16 protein-coding genes are annotated in these 20893 nt (G+C 70.7%); 3 read left to right on the top strand and 13 right to left on the bottom strand.

The window, feature by feature from the left end; translation table 11 throughout:
• Nucleotides 1-11: 11 nt before the first annotated feature.
• The 5 genes from ACH5AC_RS20600 to ACH5AC_RS20580 all read right to left on the bottom strand — a co-directional run bounded on the left by ACH5AC_RS20600 (nucleotide 12) and on the right by ACH5AC_RS20580 (nucleotide 6623).
• Nucleotides 12-851 (bottom strand): carbohydrate ABC transporter permease, encoded by an 840-nt coding sequence (locus ACH5AC_RS20600; RefSeq protein WP_398863378.1) that lies wholly within the window; start codon nucleotides 849-851, stop codon nucleotides 12-14.
• Nucleotides 848-2209 (bottom strand): ABC transporter permease subunit, encoded by a 1362-nt coding sequence (locus ACH5AC_RS20595; RefSeq protein ID WP_398863377.1) that lies wholly within the window; start codon nucleotides 2207-2209, stop codon nucleotides 848-850. Before ACH5AC_RS20595 ends, ACH5AC_RS20600 begins: the two co-directional genes overlap by 4 nt.
• Before the next feature lie 6 nt (nucleotides 2210-2215).
• Nucleotides 2216-3541, bottom strand: a complete 1326-nt coding sequence (locus ACH5AC_RS20590) for an ABC transporter substrate-binding protein (RefSeq protein ID WP_398863376.1) — start codon at nucleotides 3539-3541, stop codon at nucleotides 2216-2218.
• 52 nt (nucleotides 3542-3593) lie between these two features.
• A complete protein-coding gene (locus tag ACH5AC_RS20585; RefSeq protein WP_398863375.1) occupies nucleotides 3594-5219 on the bottom strand; it encodes a glycoside hydrolase family 13 protein in 1626 nt (541 codons plus the stop codon).
• A gap of 135 nt (nucleotides 5220-5354) precedes the next feature.
• A complete protein-coding gene (locus ACH5AC_RS20580) occupies nucleotides 5355-6623 on the bottom strand; it encodes an ABC transporter substrate-binding protein (RefSeq protein ID WP_398863373.1) in 1269 nt (422 codons plus the stop codon).
• A gap of 141 nt (nucleotides 6624-6764) precedes the next feature.
• On the opposite strand from ACH5AC_RS20580, the gene ACH5AC_RS20575 reads away from it, so the two are divergent.
• From ACH5AC_RS20575 to ACH5AC_RS20565, 3 genes are read left to right on the top strand one after another with little or no spacing between them, the layout of a single operon-like run.
• Nucleotides 6765-7280 (top strand): PadR family transcriptional regulator, encoded by a 516-nt coding sequence (locus ACH5AC_RS20575; protein WP_398863372.1) that lies wholly within the window; start codon nucleotides 6765-6767, stop codon nucleotides 7278-7280.
• Entirely contained in the window at nucleotides 7277-8050 is a 774-nt protein-coding gene (locus ACH5AC_RS20570) for an ABC transporter ATP-binding protein (protein WP_398863371.1), read from the top strand. Before ACH5AC_RS20575 ends, ACH5AC_RS20570 begins: the two co-directional genes overlap by 4 nt.
• Nucleotides 8051-8053: 3 nt before the next feature.
• Complete coding sequence (locus tag ACH5AC_RS20565; protein WP_398863370.1) at nucleotides 8054-10336, top strand: FtsX-like permease family protein; 2283 nt, start codon at nucleotides 8054-8056, stop codon at nucleotides 10334-10336.
• Nucleotides 10337-10361: 25 nt separating this feature from the next.
• Here ACH5AC_RS20565 and pgi read toward each other — a convergent pair whose 3' ends face one another.
• The 8 genes from pgi to ACH5AC_RS20525 all read right to left on the bottom strand — a co-directional run bounded on the left by pgi (nucleotide 10362) and on the right by ACH5AC_RS20525 (nucleotide 20711).
• Nucleotides 10362-12014: a glucose-6-phosphate isomerase gene (gene pgi / locus ACH5AC_RS20560; RefSeq protein ID WP_398863368.1), complete on the bottom strand. Its 1653-nt coding sequence runs from the start codon at nucleotides 12012-12014 to the stop codon at nucleotides 10362-10364.
• Nucleotides 12015-12075: 61 nt separating this feature from the next.
• A complete protein-coding gene (locus ACH5AC_RS20555) occupies nucleotides 12076-13344 on the bottom strand; it encodes an MFS transporter (protein WP_398863367.1) in 1269 nt (422 codons plus the stop codon).
• Nucleotides 13345-13511: 167 nt separating this feature from the next.
• The gene (locus tag ACH5AC_RS20550) at nucleotides 13512-13847 is read right to left on the bottom strand and encodes an RNA polymerase-binding protein RbpA (RefSeq protein WP_085572314.1); all 336 of its coding nucleotides are present in this window, start codon (nucleotides 13845-13847) and stop codon (nucleotides 13512-13514) included.
• A gap of 211 nt (nucleotides 13848-14058) precedes the next feature.
• Entirely contained in the window at nucleotides 14059-14295 is a 237-nt protein-coding gene (gene secG, locus ACH5AC_RS20545; protein WP_398863366.1) for a preprotein translocase subunit SecG, read from the bottom strand.
• A 95-nt stretch (nucleotides 14296-14390) separates the two neighbouring features.
• Nucleotides 14391-15167 (bottom strand): triose-phosphate isomerase, encoded by a 777-nt coding sequence (tpiA, locus tag ACH5AC_RS20540; RefSeq protein ID WP_398863365.1) that lies wholly within the window; start codon nucleotides 15165-15167, stop codon nucleotides 14391-14393.
• A 5-nt stretch (nucleotides 15168-15172) separates the two neighbouring features.
• Nucleotides 15173-16384 carry a phosphoglycerate kinase gene (locus ACH5AC_RS20535; RefSeq protein ID WP_398863364.1) on the bottom strand — a complete coding sequence of 404 codons (1212 nt, stop codon included), beginning with the start codon at nucleotides 16382-16384 and terminating at the stop codon, nucleotides 15173-15175.
• Between the two features lie 136 nt (nucleotides 16385-16520).
• Nucleotides 16521-17528: a type I glyceraldehyde-3-phosphate dehydrogenase gene (gap, locus tag ACH5AC_RS20530; RefSeq protein ID WP_398863363.1), complete on the bottom strand. Its 1008-nt coding sequence runs from the start codon at nucleotides 17526-17528 to the stop codon at nucleotides 16521-16523.
• A 225-nt stretch (nucleotides 17529-17753) separates the two neighbouring features.
• Nucleotides 17754-20711 (bottom strand): M14 family zinc carboxypeptidase, encoded by a 2958-nt coding sequence (locus tag ACH5AC_RS20525; RefSeq protein ID WP_398863362.1) that lies wholly within the window; start codon nucleotides 20709-20711, stop codon nucleotides 17754-17756.
• Nucleotides 20712-20893: the final 182 nt, after the last annotated feature.

Genomic DNA, 20893 nt, shown 5'->3' with positions numbered 1-20893 from the left:
ACTCGCACCCCCTACTTCACCGACCCCGCCATCACCCCCTGCACAAAGTGCCGCTGAAACGCGAAGAACACAGCCACCGGCACCACCAGCGACACGAACGCCCCGGGCGCCAGCACATCCACATTGCTGCCGAACTGCCGTATCTGCGACTGAAGCTCCACCGTCAGCGGCTGAGCCGAACTGTCGGCGAAAAGTAGCGCCACCAGCATGTCGTTCCACACCCACAGGAACTGGAAGATGGCCAGGCTGGCGATCGCCGGCCGCCCCACGGGCAGCACGAGCCGCGTGAAGATCCGCCACTCCCCGCCCCCGTCCATCCGCGCGGCCTCCAGCATCTCCTTCGGCATCTCGGCGAAGTAGTTCCGCAGCAGGAACACCGCGAACGGCAACCCGTACGCCACATGGAACAGCACGACCCCGGGGATGGTCCCGAACAGCCCCACCTGCCCGAAGAGTTTCGCGACCGGCAGCAGCCCGATCTGCACGGGTACCACCAGCAGCGCCACCACCAGCAGGAACAGCGGCTCCCGCAGCGGGAACTCCAGCCAGGCGAACGCGTACCCGGCAAGCGCGGCGATCACCACGACCAGCACGGTCGTCGGCACCGAGATCAGCACCGTGTTCCAGAAGGCCCGGGTGACTCCGGCGTTCTCCAGCAGCGCCGAGTAGTTGTCGAAGGACAGCTGGCGAGGCGAGGAGAACACCGTCCACCAGCCGCCCTTCGCGGTGTCCTCGGCCGACCGCAGCGAGGACAGGAACAGTCCCGCGAGCGGCGTCAGCCAGACCAGCCCCACCACCACCAGCAGCGCCTGCACCACGGCATTGCCCAGTCCCCTCCTGACCGCGTTCATCGCTGACTCCTTCGGAAACGGCGGACGTTGAAGACCATCGCCGGGATCACCAGCAGCAGGAGCAGCACACCCAGGGCGCTGCCGAGCCCCTGGTTGTTGCCGCCGCCGAAGGACACCAGCCACATCTGGGTGGCGAGCACGGTGGCGTCCTCCTGCACGGGCCCGGGGGCGATGATGTAGACGAGGTCGAAGACCTTCATCACGTTGATGACGAGGGTCACGAAGACCACGGTCAGGACAGGTGCGAGCAGCGGGACCGTGATCCGGCGGAAGATCTGCCATTCGTTCGCCCCGTCCATCCGCGCCGCCTCCAGCGCGTCCCGGGGCAGCGTCGACAGTCCCGCACCGATGAGGACCATCGCGAAGCCGGTCCAGATCCACAGGTACGCCCCGATGATCGCGGGGGTGACCAGTGTCGGGCCGAGCCAGGAGACCCCGTCGTAGAGAGGTGCGAAGTTCGAGGCGGGCAGTTTCACGGTGTACGACCCCGGGGGCAGGCCGGTGAGGCGGAAGGAGCCGTCGGACTCGGTGGTCGTACTCGCGACGGTCTTCCCGTCCCGTACCGCCTCGACCCTCATCTCGGGCAGCCCGCTCTCACGTGGGTCGACCCGGCCCGGCCGGCCCCCGCCACCGGGCGTGAAGTCCAGGTAGACGACACCGCGGACCTCGTCCGGGCCGGCCGTCCCGCCGGCCGCCGCGTGGGCGGGCGAGGCATTTCCGGGAAGGTCGTCGGGCGCCACGCCGACCAGGCCGAGCGCCATGGAGTCCCCCGGGGACAGGGAGGAGCTCGTCCGGTACGAGCCGTCGGTCTCCCGGGTGAGTCCCTGGCCCTCACGCGCGCGTGCCGTGGGATACGACGAGGTGCCCCTGAACGCGTCGTGCACGGAGACGACGGCCGCGTTGAGGACGCCCTTGTCGGGATCCTCGTCGTAGGCGAGCCGGAAGATGATGCCGGCGGCGAGGAAGGACACGGCCATCGGCATGAACAGCAGCAGCTTGAAGGCGGTGGCCCAGCGGACCTTCTCCACCAGGACGGCGAGGATCAGGCCGAGGCCGGTCAGCAGGGTCGGCGCGACGACCACCCAGATCGCGGTGTTGCGGACGGCCTTGAGGGTCGCCGGGTCGCGGAACATCTCGGTGTAGTTGTCGCCGCCGACGAAGCGGGTGCCGGCGGCGTCGAAGAAGCTGCGGCCGACGGAGAACAGCACGGGGTAGACGACGAGCGCGCCGAGCAGCAGCAGCGCGGGCAGGACGAACAGCACGGCGGTGGTCCGTCCCCGGCGCCGGGGCGGTCCGGTGGTCCGTCCCGGCGGCGGGCTCGTACCGCGCCTCTCCTTCACGAGTGCGGTGGCGGTCATCGCGGATCAGCCCCGGTACGCCTTGGCCGCCGCGTCCTCCAGCTTGGCCGCGGTGCCCGCCGGGTCGGACGGGTCGCGCAGGAAGTCCTGGAGCAGCTTCCACTCGCCGGCGCCCTTGGTGCCGCCGAAGGCGGCCGGTGCCTGGTCGGACATGTCGAACCGCACCGAGTCGCCCGCCGCGACCAGGGACTTCGCGGTGGCGCGGGTGACGGGGTCGCCGTAGGAGGCGAGGTTGAGCTTCTTGTTCGGGGAGAGGAAGCCGCCCGCCTTCGCCCACACGGCCGCGGCCTCGGGGGTGGCGAGGTACTCCAGGAGCTTCATGCCGGCCTCGCTGTTCTTGCCGTCCTTGAGGACGACGGCCGCGTCACCGCCGCTGACCACCGGGGCCTTGCCGGAACCGACCGGCGGGAAGGGGAAGAAGTCGGCGTCCTCGCCGATCTCCCTGCCGAACTGGTCCTTGGCGACACCGGCGACGAAGTCGCCCTCGTAGACCATGCCGGCCTCGGCCTTCGGTCCGAAGACCTTCTCCACCGAGCCGGGGAAGTCCGTGTTGAGGGCGCCCTTCTGGCCGCCCGCGACGAGCTGCTTGTCCTTGAAGACCTTGCCAAGCGTGGTGAGCGCCTCGACGACGCTCGGGTCGGTCCACTTCAGCTCGTGGGCGGCGAGGGCGTCGTACTTCTCGGGTCCGGCCTGGGAGAGGTAGATGTTCTCGAACCAGTCGGTGAGGGTCCAGCCGTCCTGTCCGGCGACCGCGAAGGCGGCGAGTCCGGAGTCGGCGATGGTGCGCCCGGTCTTGAGGAGTTCGTCGAAGCTCTTCGGGGGTGTGACGCCGGCCTGGGCGAACGCGTCGGGGCTGTACCAGACGGTCGACTTGTGGGCGGCCTTGAAGTAGAGGCCGTAGAGGGTGCCGTCGACGCTGCCGTACGTCTTCCACGCGGTGGCGTAGTTGGCGTCCACGGACTGCTGGGCGGTCTGGGACAGCGGCTTCAGCCAGCCGTTCTCCGCGAACTGCTGGAGCACGCCGACCTGCGGGACCATCACCACGTCGGGGGCGTTGCCGCCCTCGATCTTGCTGCCGACGACGGTGGAGACGTTGTCGCCGGTCGACACGAACTGCGTCTTGGCGCCGGTCTCCTCGGTGAACGCGTCCAGTACCTTCTGGAAGTTCTTCTGCTCGCTGCCGGTCCAGACACCGGCGACGGTGACGGTCTGCCCGCTGAGCGCCTTGTCGCCGCCGCCCGCGGTGACGTCACCGCCGCCGCAGGCGGTCGCGCCGAGGGCGAGGACGAGGGCGGTGCAGCTGGTGAGGAGGGTGGTACGTCGCTTCATCATCGTTGATGACCCTTCGGAGGATGCCGTCGGAGGATGGGGAACTGACGTCGGATCAGGTGAGGCCGGGGGCCTCGTCGCTGATCCACCAGGCGGCCGTGGCGCCGGGCAGGACCCCGGCCGGACACGGCCCGCTGGACAGCAAGGGGGTGCCGGAGACCGGCGCGGGCGTGGGAGCCGTACCGAAGTTGACGGCGCAGACGAGGCCGTCGCCGCGGACGAAGGCGAGGACCCCGGGCGGGGTGTCCAGCCAGCGCAAGGTGCCCTCGCCCAGCTGCGGGAGTTCCTTGCGCAGTTGCAGGCCGTCGCGGTACAGGTGCCAGAAGGAGCGGGTGTCGGCGAGGGCGCGTTCGGTGGCGTACTCGGCGAAGTAGGCGGGCTGCGGCAGCCACGGCTTGGCGCTCTCGGCGCCGGAGGTGAAGCCGAACGGGGACGCCTGCCCGGACCAGGGCAGCGGCACCCGGCAGCCGTCGCGGATGCGGGCGCGGCTGCCGGTGCGCCGGAAGATCGGGTCGGTGAGCACGTCGTCGGGCAGGTCGACGACCTCGGGCAGGCCCAGTTCCTCGCCCTGGTAGATGTACGCGGCTCCGGGCAGCGCCAGCATCAGCAGCGCGGCGGCGCGGGCGCGGGCGGCGCCGAGGCCGCTGCCCTGCGGGGTGGGTTCGCCGTAGCGGGTGACGGTGCGGACCTGGTCGTGGTTGTTGAGGACCCAGGTGACCGTGGAGCCCGTGCCGGCGATGTCCTGCATGGCCTCGGAGATGACCTTGCGGAAGGCGTCGGCGTCCCAGGGGGCGCTGAGCAGGTCGAAGAAGAACGCCTGGTGGAGTTCGTCGGGGCGGACGTACCGCGCGTGTTCGCGGGCGGTGGGGACGGACACCTCGCCGACGAGCAGGCGCTCGCGGCCGTCGCGGGCGGTGTACTCCTCGCAGACGGAACGCCAGTGCCGCCATACGTCGTGCACCTCGGGCTGGTTCCAGGCGAGCGGGTTGACCGAGTCGCGGGTGCGGGCGTCGGCCTCGGGGTCGTCCGAGTCGGGCAGGCCGGGATGCTTGTGGAGGCCGGCGGCGACATCGATGCGGAAGCCGTCGACGCCCCGATCCAGCCAGAAGCGCAGGATCCGGTCGAACTCGGCGGGGACCTGGGGGTCGCGCCAGTTCCAGTCGGGCTGTTCGGGCGTGAACATGTGCAGGTACCACTGGCCGTCGGGGACTCGGGTCCAGGCCGGGCCGCCGAACATGGCGTGCCAGTTGTTGGGCGGCTCGGCGCCGTCCGGGCCTCGGCCGTCGGCGAAGTGGAAGCGGGCGCGGGCCGCGCTGCCGGGTCCGGCGGCCAGGGCCTGCCGGAACCACGGGTGCTCGCTGGAGCAGTGGTTGGGGACGATGTCCAGCAGCACCTTGATGCCGAGCCGCCGGGCGGCGTGGATCAGCAGGTCGAACTCGGCGAGGTCGCCGAAGAGCGGGTCCACGTCGCAGTAGTCGGCGACGTCGTAGCCGTGGTCGTGCTGTGGCGAGGGGTAGAAGGGGCTCAGCCAGATCCCGTCGACGCCGAGCTTCTTCAGGTACGGCAGCCCAGCCCGGACTCCGGCCAGATCCCCGACGCCGTCACCGGTGCTGTCCAGAAAGCTGCGGACGTACACCTGGTAGATCACCGCGTCGCGCCACCAGCGGTGGTTGCTTGTCATGCATGCATGTTAGGTATCTGTTTCGTAGGGGTGTCAACGAGTGCGCCGCAGACTACTGGCGAGTTCGCCTTTTAAATCGGGACATACAGTCATGGAATGCCCATGAATGAGATGGCCGCGTTACCTAACAGGTAATTAGCGAGGTGTGATGTCCGCCAGCTCGCGCGCCAGCCGCCGCACCGCGCTCTCCGGCGTCTCCCGCCCGGTCAGCGCGTCGTGCAGCACCGCCTGCACCACCAGGCTCACCTGGTCGTAGCGGGGGCTCTTGGGGCGCGGGGCGGCCGTGAGGACGGCGGCGCGCAGGGTCGGCAGGTAGGGGAACTCCCCGACGAGTTCCGGATCTTCGTACAGATCGGCCCGTACGGGCGGCAGCGCGCCCCGGGTGAGGACCTGCCGCTGGACGCGCTCGCCGGTGAGGTAGGCGATCAGGCGCGCGGCGGACTCCGGGTGCCGGGCGTGCGCGGCGACGGCCAGATTGGAGCCGCCGAGCACACTGGTGCCCGGGCCGTTCGGACCCGGCAGCGGTACGGCGCCGATCTTCCCGGCGACCTTCGATCCCGGGGCCGAGGCGACGGCGTACGCATACGGCCAGTTGCGCAGGAAGAGCAGGCGTCCGTCCTGGAACGCCTGTTTGGAGTCCTCCTCCTTGTACGTCAGCGCCCGCCGCGGGATCCAGCCCTCGCGTACGCCGTCCACCAGGAAGCGGATGCCCTCGCGGGCGGCGGCCGAGTCCACGGTGACGCGCTGGCCCTCGTCGCCGAGGATGGTGCCGCCCGCCGAGTAGACCGCCTCGGTCACGTTCACCGTGAGGCCCTCGTACGGCAGGAACTGGCCGGCGTAACCGTCGAGCCCGTGCCTGGGCGCGATCGTCCGCGCGGCGCGCTCCAGTTCGGCCCAGGTGCGCGGCGGCGGCACGCCCTCCGCGGCGAGGATGTCCTTGCGGTAGAGGAGCAGGCCGGCGTTGGTGACGTACGGCACCGCGTACAGCCGTCCGTCGTAGGTGGCCGTGTCGACGACCGGCGGCAGGAAGGTGTCCAGCGGGAAGCGGTCGCGCGGCAGCGGGCGGATCCAGCCGGCCGCGGCGAACTCCGAGGTCCAGTTGACGTCGATGTTGAGGACGTCGAACCGGCCGGGGTCGCCGCCGCGCAGGTCGGTGACCATCTGCGCATGGGTCTCGTCGGCGGAGTCCGGCAGTTCGACGAGGGTGACCCGCTCCCCGGGGTGGGTGCGGTTCCAGCCCTCCAGGAGGGGGCCGAGATAGCCGGTGAGGTCGCCGGCGGTGGCCAGCGTGAGCGGGCCGCGTCCGCCGTCCGGGGCCCCGGGCCCGACGCCCGAGGCGAGATGACCGGTCAGTACGACGAGGAGAACGAGGAGGCCCCTACCGGCGGCGTGTATCCACCGCATAGGTTCCTCCTTGCACACCGGCGCCGGGCGCCCTCGCCCGGAGTCAGAGCAATGTATACCCGTTAGGTATGGGGCGCACTAGGGGCGATACTAGGGCCTGGAGCACACAGCACCATACGAGGCCGGAGGAGGACAGCACGAGTGCGCCAGTCCCTTCTGGCACTGCTCGCCCGTGGCCCCGCCCATGGTTACGAGCTGAAGCAGGACCTTGAGCAACTGCTGGGCTCCGCGTACCCTCAGCCCAACATAGGCCAGATCTATGTGACCCTCGGCCGCCTCGAGAAGTCGGGACTGATCGAGGGCGAGGAGATCGAGCAGTCCGGCCGCCCGAACAAGAAGATCTACCACCTCACCGACGCCGGTCGGGAGGCGCTGCACGCCTGGTTCGAGGACACGGCGGACGAGCCACGGGTGCGGGACGAGTTCTTCATGAAACTGGCGCTCGCCCCGCAGACCGGCATCGCCGACCAGATCGCCCTGATCAACCGGCAGCGGCGCCAGTACCTCAACACCATGCGCAACCTGTCGAAACTGGCCGCGGCCGAGAACCGGGACAACCGAATCGCCCATCTGCTGATCGAGGGCGCGATGCTGCATCTGCAGGCCGACCTCGACTGGCTGGAGCGGTGCCAGGAGGAACTGGAGGAGCTGGAGTGAGCGACAGCACCCCTCCCGCGTCGAGCGACGGCGCCCCTCCCGCGCTGCGGGCCGAGGGCCTGGTCAAGACCCACCACGGCGAGGGCGCGCCCGCGCATGCCGTGCGCGGGGTCGATCTGTGCGTACGGCGCGGCGAGTTCGTGGCCGTCACCGGGCCCTCCGGCGCCGGCAAGTCGACGCTGCTGCATCTGCTGGGCGGGCTCCAGCAGCCCGACGCGGGCCGTGTCTGGCTGGACGGCGAGTGTGCCGACGCGTGGTCCGAGGCGCGCTGGGCCGTCGAGCGCAGAAAGCGCATCGGGATCGTCTTCCAGTTCTTCAACCTGGTCTCGAACCTGTCGGTCGCCGACAATGTCGAGCTGCCCGCGCTGCTGGCCGGGGTCTCCCCCAGGAAGGCCCGGGCCGAGCGTGAGGAGCTGCTCGGCGAGCTGGGGCTGGCCGGCAAGGAGCGCAGTCTGCCGGGCGAGCTGTCCGGTGGTGAGCAGCAGCGGGTGGCGCTGGCCCGAGCGCTGGTCAACCATCCGTCGCTGCTGCTGGCCGACGAGCCCGCCGGCAGCCTGGACAGCAAGGGCACCCGCGAGGTGATGCGGCTGCTGTCCCGCTTCCACGCGCGCGGGCAGACGATCCTGCTGGTCACCCATGACGCCCGGCTGGCGAGCGCCGCGGACCGGGTGATCAGTTTCTTCGACGGCCGCATAGCCGACGACGCGGCCCTGGACGGCACACCGACCCGGGGCACGGGCCTGACCGGTGTGCTGGAGCTGAGGGACTGACCGATGCGGGCCACATTGCGCTGGGCACACTCCGATCTGCGCACGCATCGCGGCGAGGCGCTGTTCATCGTGCTCGCCACCGCCGGCATCGTCGCCTCGCTGCTGCTGGCCACCGCGCTCTTCGGCTACGCGACCAACCCCTGGCAGCGGGTCTTCACCCAGGCCCGCGACGCCCACGTCTGGATCCACACCGCCGCCTCCGCCGACACCGGCAGGCTGACCGGCCTGGACGGCGTCGACTCCGTCGCCGGCCCGTACGCCACCGAGTCCGTCACCGTCGCCTCCCGGGGCGCCCGCGCCTCGGTCGAACTGCGCGCCACCGACCGCCGTCCCACCGTCGGACGGCCGCTGCTCACCTCCGGCCACTGGCTGGACCCCGCCGAACCCGACGGGGTGGTCCTGGAGCGCCGGCTGGCGCAGGCGCTGCTGGCCGAGCCCGGGGACACGCTCACTCTGCCGGGTACGGCCCGGGCGCTGACCGTGGTGGGCATCGCCGACAGCGCCGAACCCCGCTACCGCGCGGGCGAGCGTCCGGGGCTGGTGTGGGCGCCGCCGTCCGCCGTGCGCGCCCCGGGCGGGCAGGTGATCGGGCTGCGGTTGGCCGACCCGGCCGACACCGACTACGCCGTGCAGCGCGCCGTCACCCTGCTCGGCGCGGGCGCGGTCGGCGAGGTGTCCACCTGGCAGCGGGCGCGGGCCGAGGCGCAGGGCGACAACCGGCTGCTCGGCCAGGTCCTCGGGCTGTTCGGGCTGGGCGCGCTGCTCGCCGCCGGGCTCGCCGTGCACGGGGCGATCGGCACCCGGGTCCGCGGGCACCTCCGGGACATCTCGGTGCTGAAGGCGATCGGCTTCACGCCCGGCCAGGTCGTACGGATCTTCCTGCTCCAGCATGTGGCGTACGCGCTGCTGGGCGCCCTGGTCGCGGCGGTGCTGCTGCAGGGGCTGGGCGGCCGGCTGCCGGGGCGGCTGGGTGAGGCGGTGGGGGTGTGGCAGGGACTGCCCGGGCACACCGGTGCGCTGGTCGGGGTGCCCGTCGCCGCCGTTCTGTTCATCGGCGCCGTCACCGGGCTCGCGGCCTGGCGGGCGGGTCGGGTGCCGTCGGTGCCGGTACCCCGGCCGGCGGCACCGGCCGGCGGGCGTCTGTCGGGGACGGCCCGCCAGGCCCTGGGGCTCGGCCTGCCGCCCGCGCTGGTCCTGGGCTGGCACCGGGCGTTCACCCGGCGTCCCCGCACGCCGGTGGCGATCGGCAGGCTGGCGCTGCCGCTGCTGCTGATCGTGGTGGCGATGAGCGCGTGGACCACCCTTGACCGCTTCCACAGCAGCCCCGAGCGGGTGGGCATGCCGGCGGCGCTCACCGCCCGCTCCGACGGCTCACTGAGCGACGGGGACACCCGGGCCCTGCTCGACGGCACCCCGCAGGTCGCCGCCGTGTACCCCGGTGTGGAGGTGGCCGCCCTGGTCCCGGGCCAGACCGCGACCATCGCCCTGCGCGGCCTCGGCACCGCCCGGGACCCGTACCCGCACACCGTCGCCGAGGGCCGCGCCCCGAGCGGCCCCGACGAGGCGGTGGCCGGGCAGGGGCTGCTGGACCTGCTCGATGCGCGGGTGGGCGACTGGGTGCGGATGACCGTCGGCGACCAGCCGCAGATCCTGCACATCGTGGGCCGCAGCATCGAACCGGAGAACGCCGGCCGGGTCATCTCCACCTCCCTCGACACCCTCCGCGGCAACGACCCGAGCCTGGGACCGACCCTCTACGAGCTGCGGCTGCGTCCCGGTGCCGCCCCGCAGGCCGTCGCCGCCGAGCTGGCCGAGGCCGCCCGCGGGCACCTGGACGTGCACCCGGTGCCCAACCCGGCCGACGGTCTGTCGCCGCTGCGCGGGGTCGCCGCCGGTCTGATCGCCGTCCTCGCCCTGATCGGGCTCATCGAGCTGCTGACCGCGATCGGCGGCACGGTCCGGGAGAGCGAACGGGATCTGCCGGCGCTCAAGGCGATCGGGCTGTCCCCCCGGCAGATCACCGCGATCACCGTCACCGCCACGGGCTGCACCACCCTGGCCGCGACCCTGCTGGCCACGGCCCTGGGCCTGCCGCTGTCCCACTGGCTGATCGACGCCCAGGGCACCTCCAGCGGCATCGGCTCCGGCATCGCGCACGGCCCGTCCTGGCTCGTCGTCCTGCTGCTGGGCGCGGCCACCGTCCTCGGTGCCGTCGTCCTGAGCGCCCTCCCGGCGTCCCGCGCGACCCGCCGACGGCTGGCGGACACACTGGGCGCGGTGGCCTGAGAGGGCGCGTCCCCGTCCCGGGCGGCTACCGGCCGCGCAGTTCCCGGTACTTGGCCACCAGCGCCTTGGTGGAGGCGTCCAGGCCCGGTACCTCGGCGCCCTCGGTCAGCGCGGGCTCGACGCGCTTGGCGAGGACCTTGCCCAGCTCCACGCCCCACTGGTCGAAGGAGTCGATGTTCCACACCGCGCCCTGGACGAACACCTTGTGCTCGTACAGCGCGATGAGCTGACCGAGGACCGAGGGGGTCAGTTCACGGGCGAGGATCGTGGTGGTCGGGTGGTTGCCCTTGAAGGTCTTGTGGGCCACCAGTTCCTCCGCCACCCCCTCCGCACGCACCTCGTCGGGCGTCTTGCCGAAGGCCAGCGCCTGCGTCTGGGCGAAGAAGTTGGCCATCAGCAGGTCGTGCTGCGCGGCGAGTTCGTCGCTCAGCTCGGCGACCGGCTCGGCGAATCCGATGAAGTCCGCCGGGATCAGCTTGGTGCCCTGGTGGATCAACTGGTAGTAGGCGTGCTGACCGTTGGTGCCGGGCGTGCCCCAGACGATCGGCCCGGTCTGCCAGTCGACCTCCCTGCCGTCCCGGCCGACGTACTTGCCGTTGGACTCCATGTCGAGCTGCTGGAGATACGCGGCGAACTTCGACAGGTAGTGGCTGTACGGCAGCACCGCGTGCGACTCGGCGTCATGGAAGTTGCCGTACCAGATGCCCAGCAGGCCCAGCAGCAGCGGGGCGTTGGCCTCGGCGGGTGCGGTGCGGAAGTGCTCGTCGACAGTGCGGAAGCCGTCGAGCATCTCCCGGAAGCGGTCCGGGCCGATGGCGATCATCAGGGAGAGGCCGATGGCGGAGTCGTAGGAGTAGCGGCCGCCGACCCAGTCCCAGAACTCGAACATGTTGGCCGTGTCGATGCCGAAGTCCGCGACCTTCTCCGCGTTCGTCGACAGGGCGACGAAATGCCGGGCGACCGCCTTCGCGTCGCCGCCGAGGCCGTCCAGCAGCCACTTGCGCGCGGACGTGGCGTTGCTGATCGTCTCGATCGTGGTGAAGGTCTTGGAGGCGATGATGAACAGCGTCTCCGCCGGGTCCAGGTCACGCGTCGCCTCGTGCAGGTCGGCGCCGTCGACGTTGGAGACGAAGCGGACCGTGAGGTCGCGGTCGGTGTAGCTGCGCAGCACCTCGTAGGCCATGGCCGGGCCGAGGTCGGAGCCGCCGATGCCGATGTTGACGACGTTCTTGATGCGCTTGCCGGTGTGGCCGGTCCAGGCGCCGGAGCGGACGCGGTCGGTGAAGTCGGCCATCTTGTCGAGGACGGCGTGCACGGCCGGGACGACGTTCTCCCCGTCGACCTCGATGACCGCGTCCCGGGGCGCGCGCAGCGCGGTGTGCAGCACGGCCCGGTCCTCGGTGGTGTTGATCTTCTCGCCGCGGAACATGGCGTCCCGCAGCCCGAAGACGTCGGTGGCGGCGGCCAGCTCACGCAGCAGCCGCAGGGTCTCGTCGGTGACGAGGTGCTTGGAGTAGTCGATGTGCAGGTCACCGACCTGGAGTGTGTAGCCGGCGCCGCGCCCGGGGTCGGCGGCGAACAGCTCCCTCAGCTGTACCTCGCCGAGCGCCTCGCGGTGCTTGGCGAGAGCGGTCCACTCGGGCGTCTGGTTGAGCCTCGTACGGCCGTCTGTGTTCATGTCGGACTTCAGCCCTCTTTCCTAACCTGTCCGTGCCCCGCTGCCGTCCCAACCTAGTTGATCAGCGGGGGGCGTGAGCCGTGGTGACGTCGTCCCGCGATGTGACAACAGGTACGTCGGGGCGGCGCGCGGGTATCAGCGCGGCGACGGACAGCACGAAGAAGGCGGCCGTGAGCAGCGGCGGGGTGTGGAGACCCCAGGCGGTGGCGACGGCCCCGCCGAGCAGCGCGCCGAGGGGCACCCCCGCGTTGGCCAGGGTGCGGAAGGCCGAGGCCACCCGGCCCAGCTGGTCGGCGGGGCTGCGCTCCTGCATCAGGGTCGTGGTGTTCACGTTCCACACCATGCCCATGAGCCCGAACACGAACAGGGCGACCACCAGCGCGGCGAGGCTGCGTACGGTGCCCATGACGACGAGGGCCGCGATCTGTACGGTGCCGGCCAGCAGCACGGCCGGGATCCGGCCGACGCGCCGCACGAGCCGGCCGTTCACCACTCCCCCGGCCAGACCGCCGAGGGTGACCGCGGTGGCCGCCGCCGCGAATCCCGCCGGGCCCGCCCCCAGCCAGCCGGTGACCAGGACGACGAGGGTGGCGAGCTGGGCGCCCATGCCGATGTTGCACAGGGCCGTGGCGGCGCACAGCCCGCGCAGGGGGCCGTCGCGCCACAGCGTGCGCAGCCCCTCCGCGATCTCCCGGCGCAGGGTGCTGCCCGTCGGCGCGGGTCTCCGCTCGGGCGCGGCGCTCCCCAGCGAGGCGATCAGCGCGGCCGCGACCAGGAAGGTGGCGGCGTCCGCCGCGAAGGGAACCGCGGCGCCCGCGGCGATCAGCACCGGTACCAGGGGCGCCGCCACGAGCCCGCCCGCGATCCGCTGCCCGGTCATCAGCCGGGCGTTGGCGCTGCCGAGGGCGTCGCGGTCCACCAGGGCGGGCAGCAGGGCCGTGGCGGCGTTGTCGAACAGGGTCTGCAGGGTGGTCAGGACGAAGGCCAGCGCGATCAGCAGACCGATCGAGGCGTGTCCCAGCGCCACGGCGACCGCGAAACCGGCGACCAGCAGCCCTCGTACCGCGTCGACCGTCCACATGGCGCGCCGCTGGTCCACGCGGTCGGCGACGGCCCCGCCGAGCAGCCCGAAGACGATCCAGGGCAGATAGCCGCAGGCGGTGACCGAGGCGATGAGCAGCGGCCGGTCCGTGAGCGTCACGGCGAGCAGCGGCAGGGCCGCCGTACGCAGGGCGTCGCCGAAACTGGAGAGCACGGCTGCGCTCCACAGCCGCCCGAACCCGCCGCGCCAGGCGGGCGCGCGCCCCGCCGCCGTACCGACCGAAGCCATGACTCCCCCTCCCGGTCCGCGCATGCGTCACCGATGCACAAACCGTAAGGGCGACCACTGACAATCGGTCGATGGCCGGGGAAGAGCGAGGGGGAGCAGCGGGAGGAACAATGGGGCGGATACGCGTCCGGCCAGGCGCCCGCGGGCACCCGGCCGGTCGTCAAGTCCTAGAGTTCGCCCCGCAGTTTGGCGAGCGCCTCGGCGAGGATCGCCTCGCCGTCCGCGTCGCTGCGCCGCTCCCGGACGTACGCGAGGTGCGTCTTGTAGGGTTCGGTGCGCGGTGGGTCCGGCGGGTTGTCCCGGTCCTGTCCGGCGGGGAAGCCGCAGCGGGGGCAGTCCCAGGTGTCGGGAACCTGCGCGTCGCTGGCGAAGCTGGGCTGCGTCTCATGCCCGTTGGAGCACCAGAAGGAGATGCGCAGACGGGGCGCGGACTCGCCCCGCTCGGCCTCGCCCATCGGCCCCGCCCCGACCCGGCTTCCTCGGATCGCGTTGCCACTTGCCACGGTCGTAACTCCCTGCGTGATGGTGCCGCGAAGCGAGTCGGCGTTTCGCTTCGCTGCGAGCGCCTCAGTCTACGTAAGGCCCAACGCGCGTCCAGTGATTGGAGTTACCAGCCGAGTCACAAGCCGCCCCCATACCCAGACGCAAGCCCCATGATAGGCCGCGCTCATCGGCGCGTACCGAACATGGGGCGTTACGTGCGGAAAGTACGGATCAGTTGTTCGCCTTCATCAGCAGGCCGAGGACCATGATGCACGCGAACCACATCAGACCGACCACCACGGTGATGCGGTCGAGGTTGCGCTCGGCGACCGAGGAGCCGCCGACGGACGACTGCATGCCGCCACCGAACATGTCGGACAGGCCGCCGCCCTTCCCCTTGTGCATCAGCACCAGCAGCATCAGCAGCAGGCTGAAGACGATCAGGGCGATCGAGAACCCCAAAACCACGGCTGGACCAACTTCCTCGGACTTGTATGGACGACGGGGCCCAGCAGACAGTGCTGGACCCCGCAAGGGTACGACGGATCGGCGCTACCGCATACTCACTGGTCGCGGAAGCGCACGATCTTGACGAACTCGTCGGCGTCCAGCGAGGCACCGCCGACCAGGGCGCCGTCGATGTCGGCCTGCGCCATGATCTCGGCGACGTTGCCGGCCTTGACGGAGCCGCCGTACTGGATGCGGATCTGGTCGGCGACGTCCTGCGAGTACAGCTCGGCCAGCTTGCCGCGGATGGCGGCGCAGACCTCCTGGGCGTCGTCGGCGCCGCACACCTTGCCGGTGCCGATGGCCCACACCGGCTCGTAGGCGATCACGATGGTCGCGGCCTGCTCGGCCGGGAGGTCCTTCAGGCCGCCCTCGACCTGGGCGAGGGTGTGCGGGACGGCGTTGCCGGCCTCGCGGACCTCCAGCTCCTCGCCGACGCACATGATCGGGGTGATGCCGTGCTTGTAGGCGGCCTTGACCTTGGCGTTGACGATCTCGTCGGTCTCGGCGTGGTACTGGCGGCGCTCGGAGTGGCCGATCGCCACGTAGGTGCACTTCAGCTTGGCCAGCATCGGGCCGGAGATCTCGCCGGTGTAGGCACCGCCGTCGTGCGCCGAGATGTCCTGGGCGCCGTACTTGATCTTCAGCTTGTCGCCGTCGACCAGGGTCTGCACCGAGCGCAGGTCGGTGAAGGGCGGCAGGACGGCGACCTCGACGGCGTCGTAGTCCTTGTCGGACAGGGCGAAGGCGAGCTTCTGGACGTGGGCGATGGCCTCGAGGTGGTTGAGGTTCATCTTCCAGTTGCCCGCCATCAGCGGCGTGCGCGTGCTCATCAGGGTCAGTCCTCCAGTGCGGCGAGGCCGGGGAGCGTCTTGCCCTCGAGGTATTCGAGGGAGGCACCGCCGCCGGTCGAGATGTGGCCGAATGCCGTCTCGTCGAAGCCCAGGGTGCGCACGGCCGCGGCGGAGTCGCCGCCGCCGACCACGGTGAAGCCCGGGGAGTCGATGAGGGCCTGGGCGACCGCCTTGGTGCCCTCGGCGTAGTCGGGGTGCTCGAAGACGCCCATGGGGCCGTTCCAGAAGACGGTGGCCGCGTCGGCGAGCTTCGAGGCGTACAGCTTGCGGGTCTCCGGACCGATGTCCAGGCCCTCCTGGTCGGCGGGGATGGCGTCCGCGGCGACGGTGGTGGGGTGGGCGGGGGCCTTGGTCTTCAGGTCGGGGAACTCGGTGGAGACGAGCACGTCGACGGGGAGGACCAGCTCGACGCCGCTCTGCTCCGCGCGCTTCATGTACTCGGTGACGGCCGGGATCTGGTCCTCCTGCAGGAGGGAGATGCCGACCTCGTAGCCCTTGGCCTTGAGGAAGGTGTAGGCCATGCCGCCGCCGATGAGCAGCCGGTCGGCCTTGCCGAGCAGCTGGTCGATGACGGCGAGCTTGTCGGAGACCTTGGCGCCGCCGAGGGCGACGACGTAGGGGCGCTTGACGTCCTCGGTGAGCTTCTTCAGGACGCCGACCTCGGTGGCGATGAGGTGACCGGCGTAGTGCGGCAGGCGTGCCGGGAGGTCGAACACCGAGGCGTGCCCCCGGTGGACCGCGCCGAAGCCGTCGCCGACGTAGACGTCGGCGAGGGCGGCCAGCTTGTCGGCGAAGGCGCCGCGCTCGGCGTCGTCCTTGGCGGTTTCGCCGGTGTTGAAGCGCAGGTTCTCCAGGAGGGCGACCTGGCCCTCCATCAGGCCGGCGACCGCGTCCTGGGCGGACTGGCCGACCGTGTCGGCCGCGAACGCGACGGCGCTGCCGAGGAGTTCGCCGAGGCGGGAGGCGACGGGGGCGAGGGAGAAGGCGGGGTCCGGGGCGCCCTTGGGGCGGCCGAGGTGGGAGGCGACGACCACCTTGGCGCGCGCGTCCGTGAGGGCCTTGATGGTGGGCAGCACGGCGCGGATCCGGCCGTCGTCGGTGATGGTGGCGCCGTCGAGCGGCACATTGAGGTCGGCGCGGACGAAGACCCGCTTGCCGTCCACTCCTTCGGCGAGGAGTTCGTCGATCGTCTTCATGGAAGAGGACTCCTGGTGAGGGCTTTTGCTGCTCCAGATCGTAGAGACAGCCGGTCTGCACGTGAGTCAGGGCCCGGTCAGCGCGGCGCTGCGCTGCCCGAGCCCTGCTCTCACATCAGGTCGCCGGTGGGGGCGATCAGAGCTGGTTGCCGACGAAGACGGTCAGGTCGACGAGGCGGTTGGAGTAGCCCCACTCGTTGTCGTACCAGCCGAGGATCTTCACCGAGTTGCCCTCCTGGACCATGGTCAGGGAGGCGTCGAAGGTGCAGGACGCCGGGTCGCTGACGATGTCGGAGGAGACGATCTGGTCCTCGGTGTAGGAGAGGACGCCCCTCAGCTCGCCGTCGGCGGCCTTCTTGAACGCGGCGTTGACCTCGTCCTTGGTGACCTCGCGCTGGAGCTGGACGACCAGGTCGGTGGCGGAGCCGGTCGGGACCGGGACGCGCATGGCCATGCCGTCCAGCTTGCCCTTGAGCTGCGGCAGCACCAGGGAGGTGGCCTTGGCGGCACCCGTGGTGGTCGGGATGATGTTCTCCGCGGCGGCACGGGCGCGGCGCAGGTCCTTGTGCGGGAAGTCCAGGATGCGCTGGTCGTTCGTGTACGCGTGGACGGTGGTCATCAGGCCCTTGACGATGCCGAAGTTCTCGTCGAGGACCTTCGCCATGGGCGCCACGCAGTTGGTGGTGCAGGAGGCGTTGGAGATGACGTGGTGGTTCGCCGGGTCGTACTTGTCCTGGTTGACGCCCATCACGATGGTGATGTCCTCGTCCTTGGCCGGAGCCGAGATGAGGACCTTCTTGGCGCCTCCGGCGAGGTGCTTCGCGGCGTCTTCCTTCTTGGTGAAGATGCCGGTGGACTCGATGACGATGTCGACGCCCAGCTCGCCCCACGGGATGTCGGCGGGGTTGCGCTCGGAGAGGACCTTGATGGTCTGGTCGCCGACGGTGATGGTGTCGGCGGTGTGCGAGACCTCCTGCTTGAGGCGACCCAGGATGGTGTCGTACTTGAGCAGGTGAGCGGTGGTCGCGGTGTCACCCAGGTCGTTGACAGCCACGATCTCGATGTCTGCACCCTGCTCCAGCAGCGCGCGGAAGTAGTTACGACCGATGCGGCCAAAGCCGTTGATGCCTACGCGGATCGTCACGAACCGATCTCCTCGTTGGTACGCCGGCCATGCGGTGCCGGCGAGCTGTATTGGGATGTCCCCGACCACCCCCGACCCTACCTCCCCGCGGCCTTCGGGGTGACATCGAGTTGGCCCATACACGGCAGGACGGTCCGTACCCGCCAGTAGGGTACGGACCGCCCAGGCCGTTGGGCCCATTCATTCCTTTTGACTACGTCCGTTCAGCCCTGTTGACACGCGCGGTCATCGTTCGAGCGCGTCCAGTGCTCGCTTGAGCAGGGCATTGCGGTCGGCCGTCGCGGTGATGTGCTCCAGTCCGAAGCCCAGCAGCACGGTGTCGTCGGTGGTGACCGCGCCGTAGGTCTGGAACAGCGTTCCGGCGCGGGTCCAGTCCTTCAGCACGGGCGGGCTGCCCGCCGGCGGACCGGCGACCTGCCAGGCGCCGAGCGAGGTCTCGAAGCCCTCGGTCTGGCCGGCGGTGCCGCCGACCACGAGCGCGGTGTCGTCGACGAGGACACCGTGTCCGCCGCTGCCGGGGTCGGTGACATAGCTGATCGAGACCTCGATGTTCCGGCCCGCGTAGGCGCTCAGGTCGAAGTTCACCTGCTGCCAGCCGCTGGAGGAGGCGGTGAGGGCGTTCCAGGACCCGGCGGTGCCGGTCGCGGTGCACTCGGTGCCGTTCAGGGTCAGGTAGTGCTTCAGCCAGGGGTGCCCGGCGAGGTAGAACCCGGCCCCGCACTCCTCCGGTACGACGGTGCTGGTGGCTCCGCCCGCCTCGGGGAGCGTGGTCCAGTCGTCGGCGCCGACCGTGTGCACCTCGACCAGCGCGTTGTCGTAGCCGGGTTCCGTGTCCCACAGCAGCTGGCCGCGCAGGGTCGGCCGGTCGGCTGCGGACACTCCGGTGAGGTCGATGGTGCGGGTGAGGCGCTTGTAGGCGTTGTCGGTGTGCACGGCGGCGGCCATGTAGGAGCCGGCGTACGGCCCGTAGGGGTTGACCGTGCCGGCGAACTGCCCGGCGCCCGCGCTGGCGAACTGCGGGAAGGTGTCGGCCGGCAGTTCGTCGGAGGTGACGCCGTAGGTGCCCGCCCTGTCCAGCGGGTTGCCGGGTGCCGTGCCGAGGGGCCCGGCGAAGCCGAGCAGCCGGCCCGAGCCGGTGAAGCCGGTGGCGCCCGGGGTGGACGTACGGGAGTACGCGCCCAGGTAGTACTGGCTGAAGTCGTTCGACGGGGTGCCGTCGCCGAGGTCGACGCTGCCGCCGGCCAGCTCGCCGGCCTCGATCAGCTTGCCGCCCTCGTTGAGGTAGGCGCGCAGTTCGAGCTGGGTCGGGTTGCCGGGGCGGCTGTCGCCCGTGTAGTGGACGACCGTGCCGAAGTGGCCGAGCACACCGAGCGCGTCGGGCACGCCCTGGGTGGCGACGTCCCAGACGATCGCCTTGCGGCCGTTGGCCTTCAGCGCGTCGACGTAGGTCTGTGCCTGTGCGGCGGGCGCGCCTTCCTCGGCGACGACGAGGACGTCCGCGCGGGGCCGCTCGGCCACGGTGTAGGTGAAGTGCTCGCCGGAGACCTTCTTGCCGTTCTTCGTCTCGCCGGTGAACCACACCTCGACCTTGTCGCCCGGGTCGCCGTCCTTGACCTTGGCCCGGTACTCGTCGAAGTAGAGGTTGTCGTCACCGCCGTAGGTCTCGCCGCCCCTCCAGGGCCGCAGGGCCATGGCCTTGACGCGGCCGCCGTTGACGCGGTACTTCAGCTCCTTGTCGCGCACCGACTTGCGGACGACGACGGAGACCTCCTGGTCGGCGCCGCGCGAGTACGACGTGGTGAAGGGCGCCGGGGTGAAGTCGGCGGCCGTGAGGCCGACGGAGGACTTCGGGGTGTCCGGGTGCGCGGCGCTCTCGGCGACGGACAGCGCGAACGGGATGTTCTTCTCGAACTCCTGCTGGATCAGCTTCTCGTCGTCGGGGAAGTTGAACACCGACCGGCAGTCGGCGGCGTTCCACTGGTCGTTGGGGTCGAGGTTCGACACGGTCTGACAGGTCGACATCTCGGGGGTGAACATCGCCAGGCCGTTGACGTTGGCCGCGTGGCCGTCCGCCTCGCCGTTGGTGGTGTACAGCTCCGAGGAGACCTGCGGGTGGTAGCCGGGGACCGCGGGGTTGTCCGGCGTGCCGGCGAGTGCCTTGTACAGCACGTCGTCCGGGCTGTCGGTGGCGACCTGCCAGCCGACGCCGTAGAGGATGAGTTCGGCGGCGGAGTGGTAGTTGATGCCGTACGTGAAGCCGATGCGCTTCTGGAAGGCGTCCAGCGCCTTGGTCTCGGGCTCGGAGGCCGGGCTCGCGCCGCGGTAGGTCTGGCTGGCGGGGTCTGGGGACGAACCCTCGTCGTCGTAGCCCCACTTGTAGGCGAAGTTGCGGTTGAGGTCGACGCCGTCGCCGGTGGAGATGACGCCGTCGCCGTTGACGTCCCGCAGGTTCTTGCGCCACAGGCGGGTGGTGGAGTCCTGGAAGGTGTAGTCGTAGCCGTCGGGGTTGGCCGAGATCACGAACCACAGTTCGGTGGTGTCGACGAGCTTCTTGATGCGCTTGTCGGTCCGGTAGTTGTCCAGGTAGTGGTGCATCAGCCGGCGGGTCATCTCCGGCGTGATCCACTCGCGCGCGTGCTGGTTGGACAGGTACAGCACGGCGGGCTTGGAGCCGTCCTTGGTCTTCTTCGCGTTCTTGCTGAGCTTCAGGGCGAGGATGTCCTGGCCCTTGATGGTCTTGCCGATGGAGACGACCTTGGTGAGGCCGGGGTTCTGCCGGCTGGCGCGGAGGATCTCCTCCTTGATGCCGCCGTTGCCGCCGTACGGGCGGAACACGCCGTCGGCGGCCGCCTCGACACGGTTCTCGGCCTTCGCGGTGAGGGTGTGCTCCGTGAGGTCGACGCCCTGCTTCTCCAGCTGCTCGGCCTGGCCGTCGGTGAGGTAGACCTCGACGGTGGCCTCGCCCTGGTCGGGCACCACCTCGCTCAGTTCATGACCGTCCTGACCGGCCGCCAGCAGCAGGGGTACCTGCTGCTTGGTGACGTCGGCGCGGAAGACCTTGACCTCGTTCGGGTCGCCCTTCGGCGCCGAACCGCCGTTCTGCGCCTGGGCCATGGGTGCGAGGCTCGCACCGCCGATCAGGAGCGCGCCGACAGCGAGGATCGATCTCGCTCTTTGTCTCATGAACCCCCCTGGTGTGGGTCCGCCACAGCAGCGAACAGATGCCAGGCTCATGACAGTTCATGATCGAGTCAAGGGCGCCTCCGGCACGCCGAAGCGCCGACGCGATCACCCGAAAGGGTTCCCGCACCGGCGCTTTGACGACGTATCAGCTTTTTCGGCGTATCAGCTCGTTCGGCGCATCA

Origin of the sequence: Streptomyces sp. NPDC018693, assembly GCF_044391385.1 — a bacterium.
Lineage (GTDB): Bacteria > Actinomycetota > Actinomycetes > Streptomycetales > Streptomycetaceae > Streptomyces.
The sequence above is the reverse complement of the archived record's forward strand: the minus strand, read 5'-3'. Positions and strand labels throughout refer to the sequence as shown.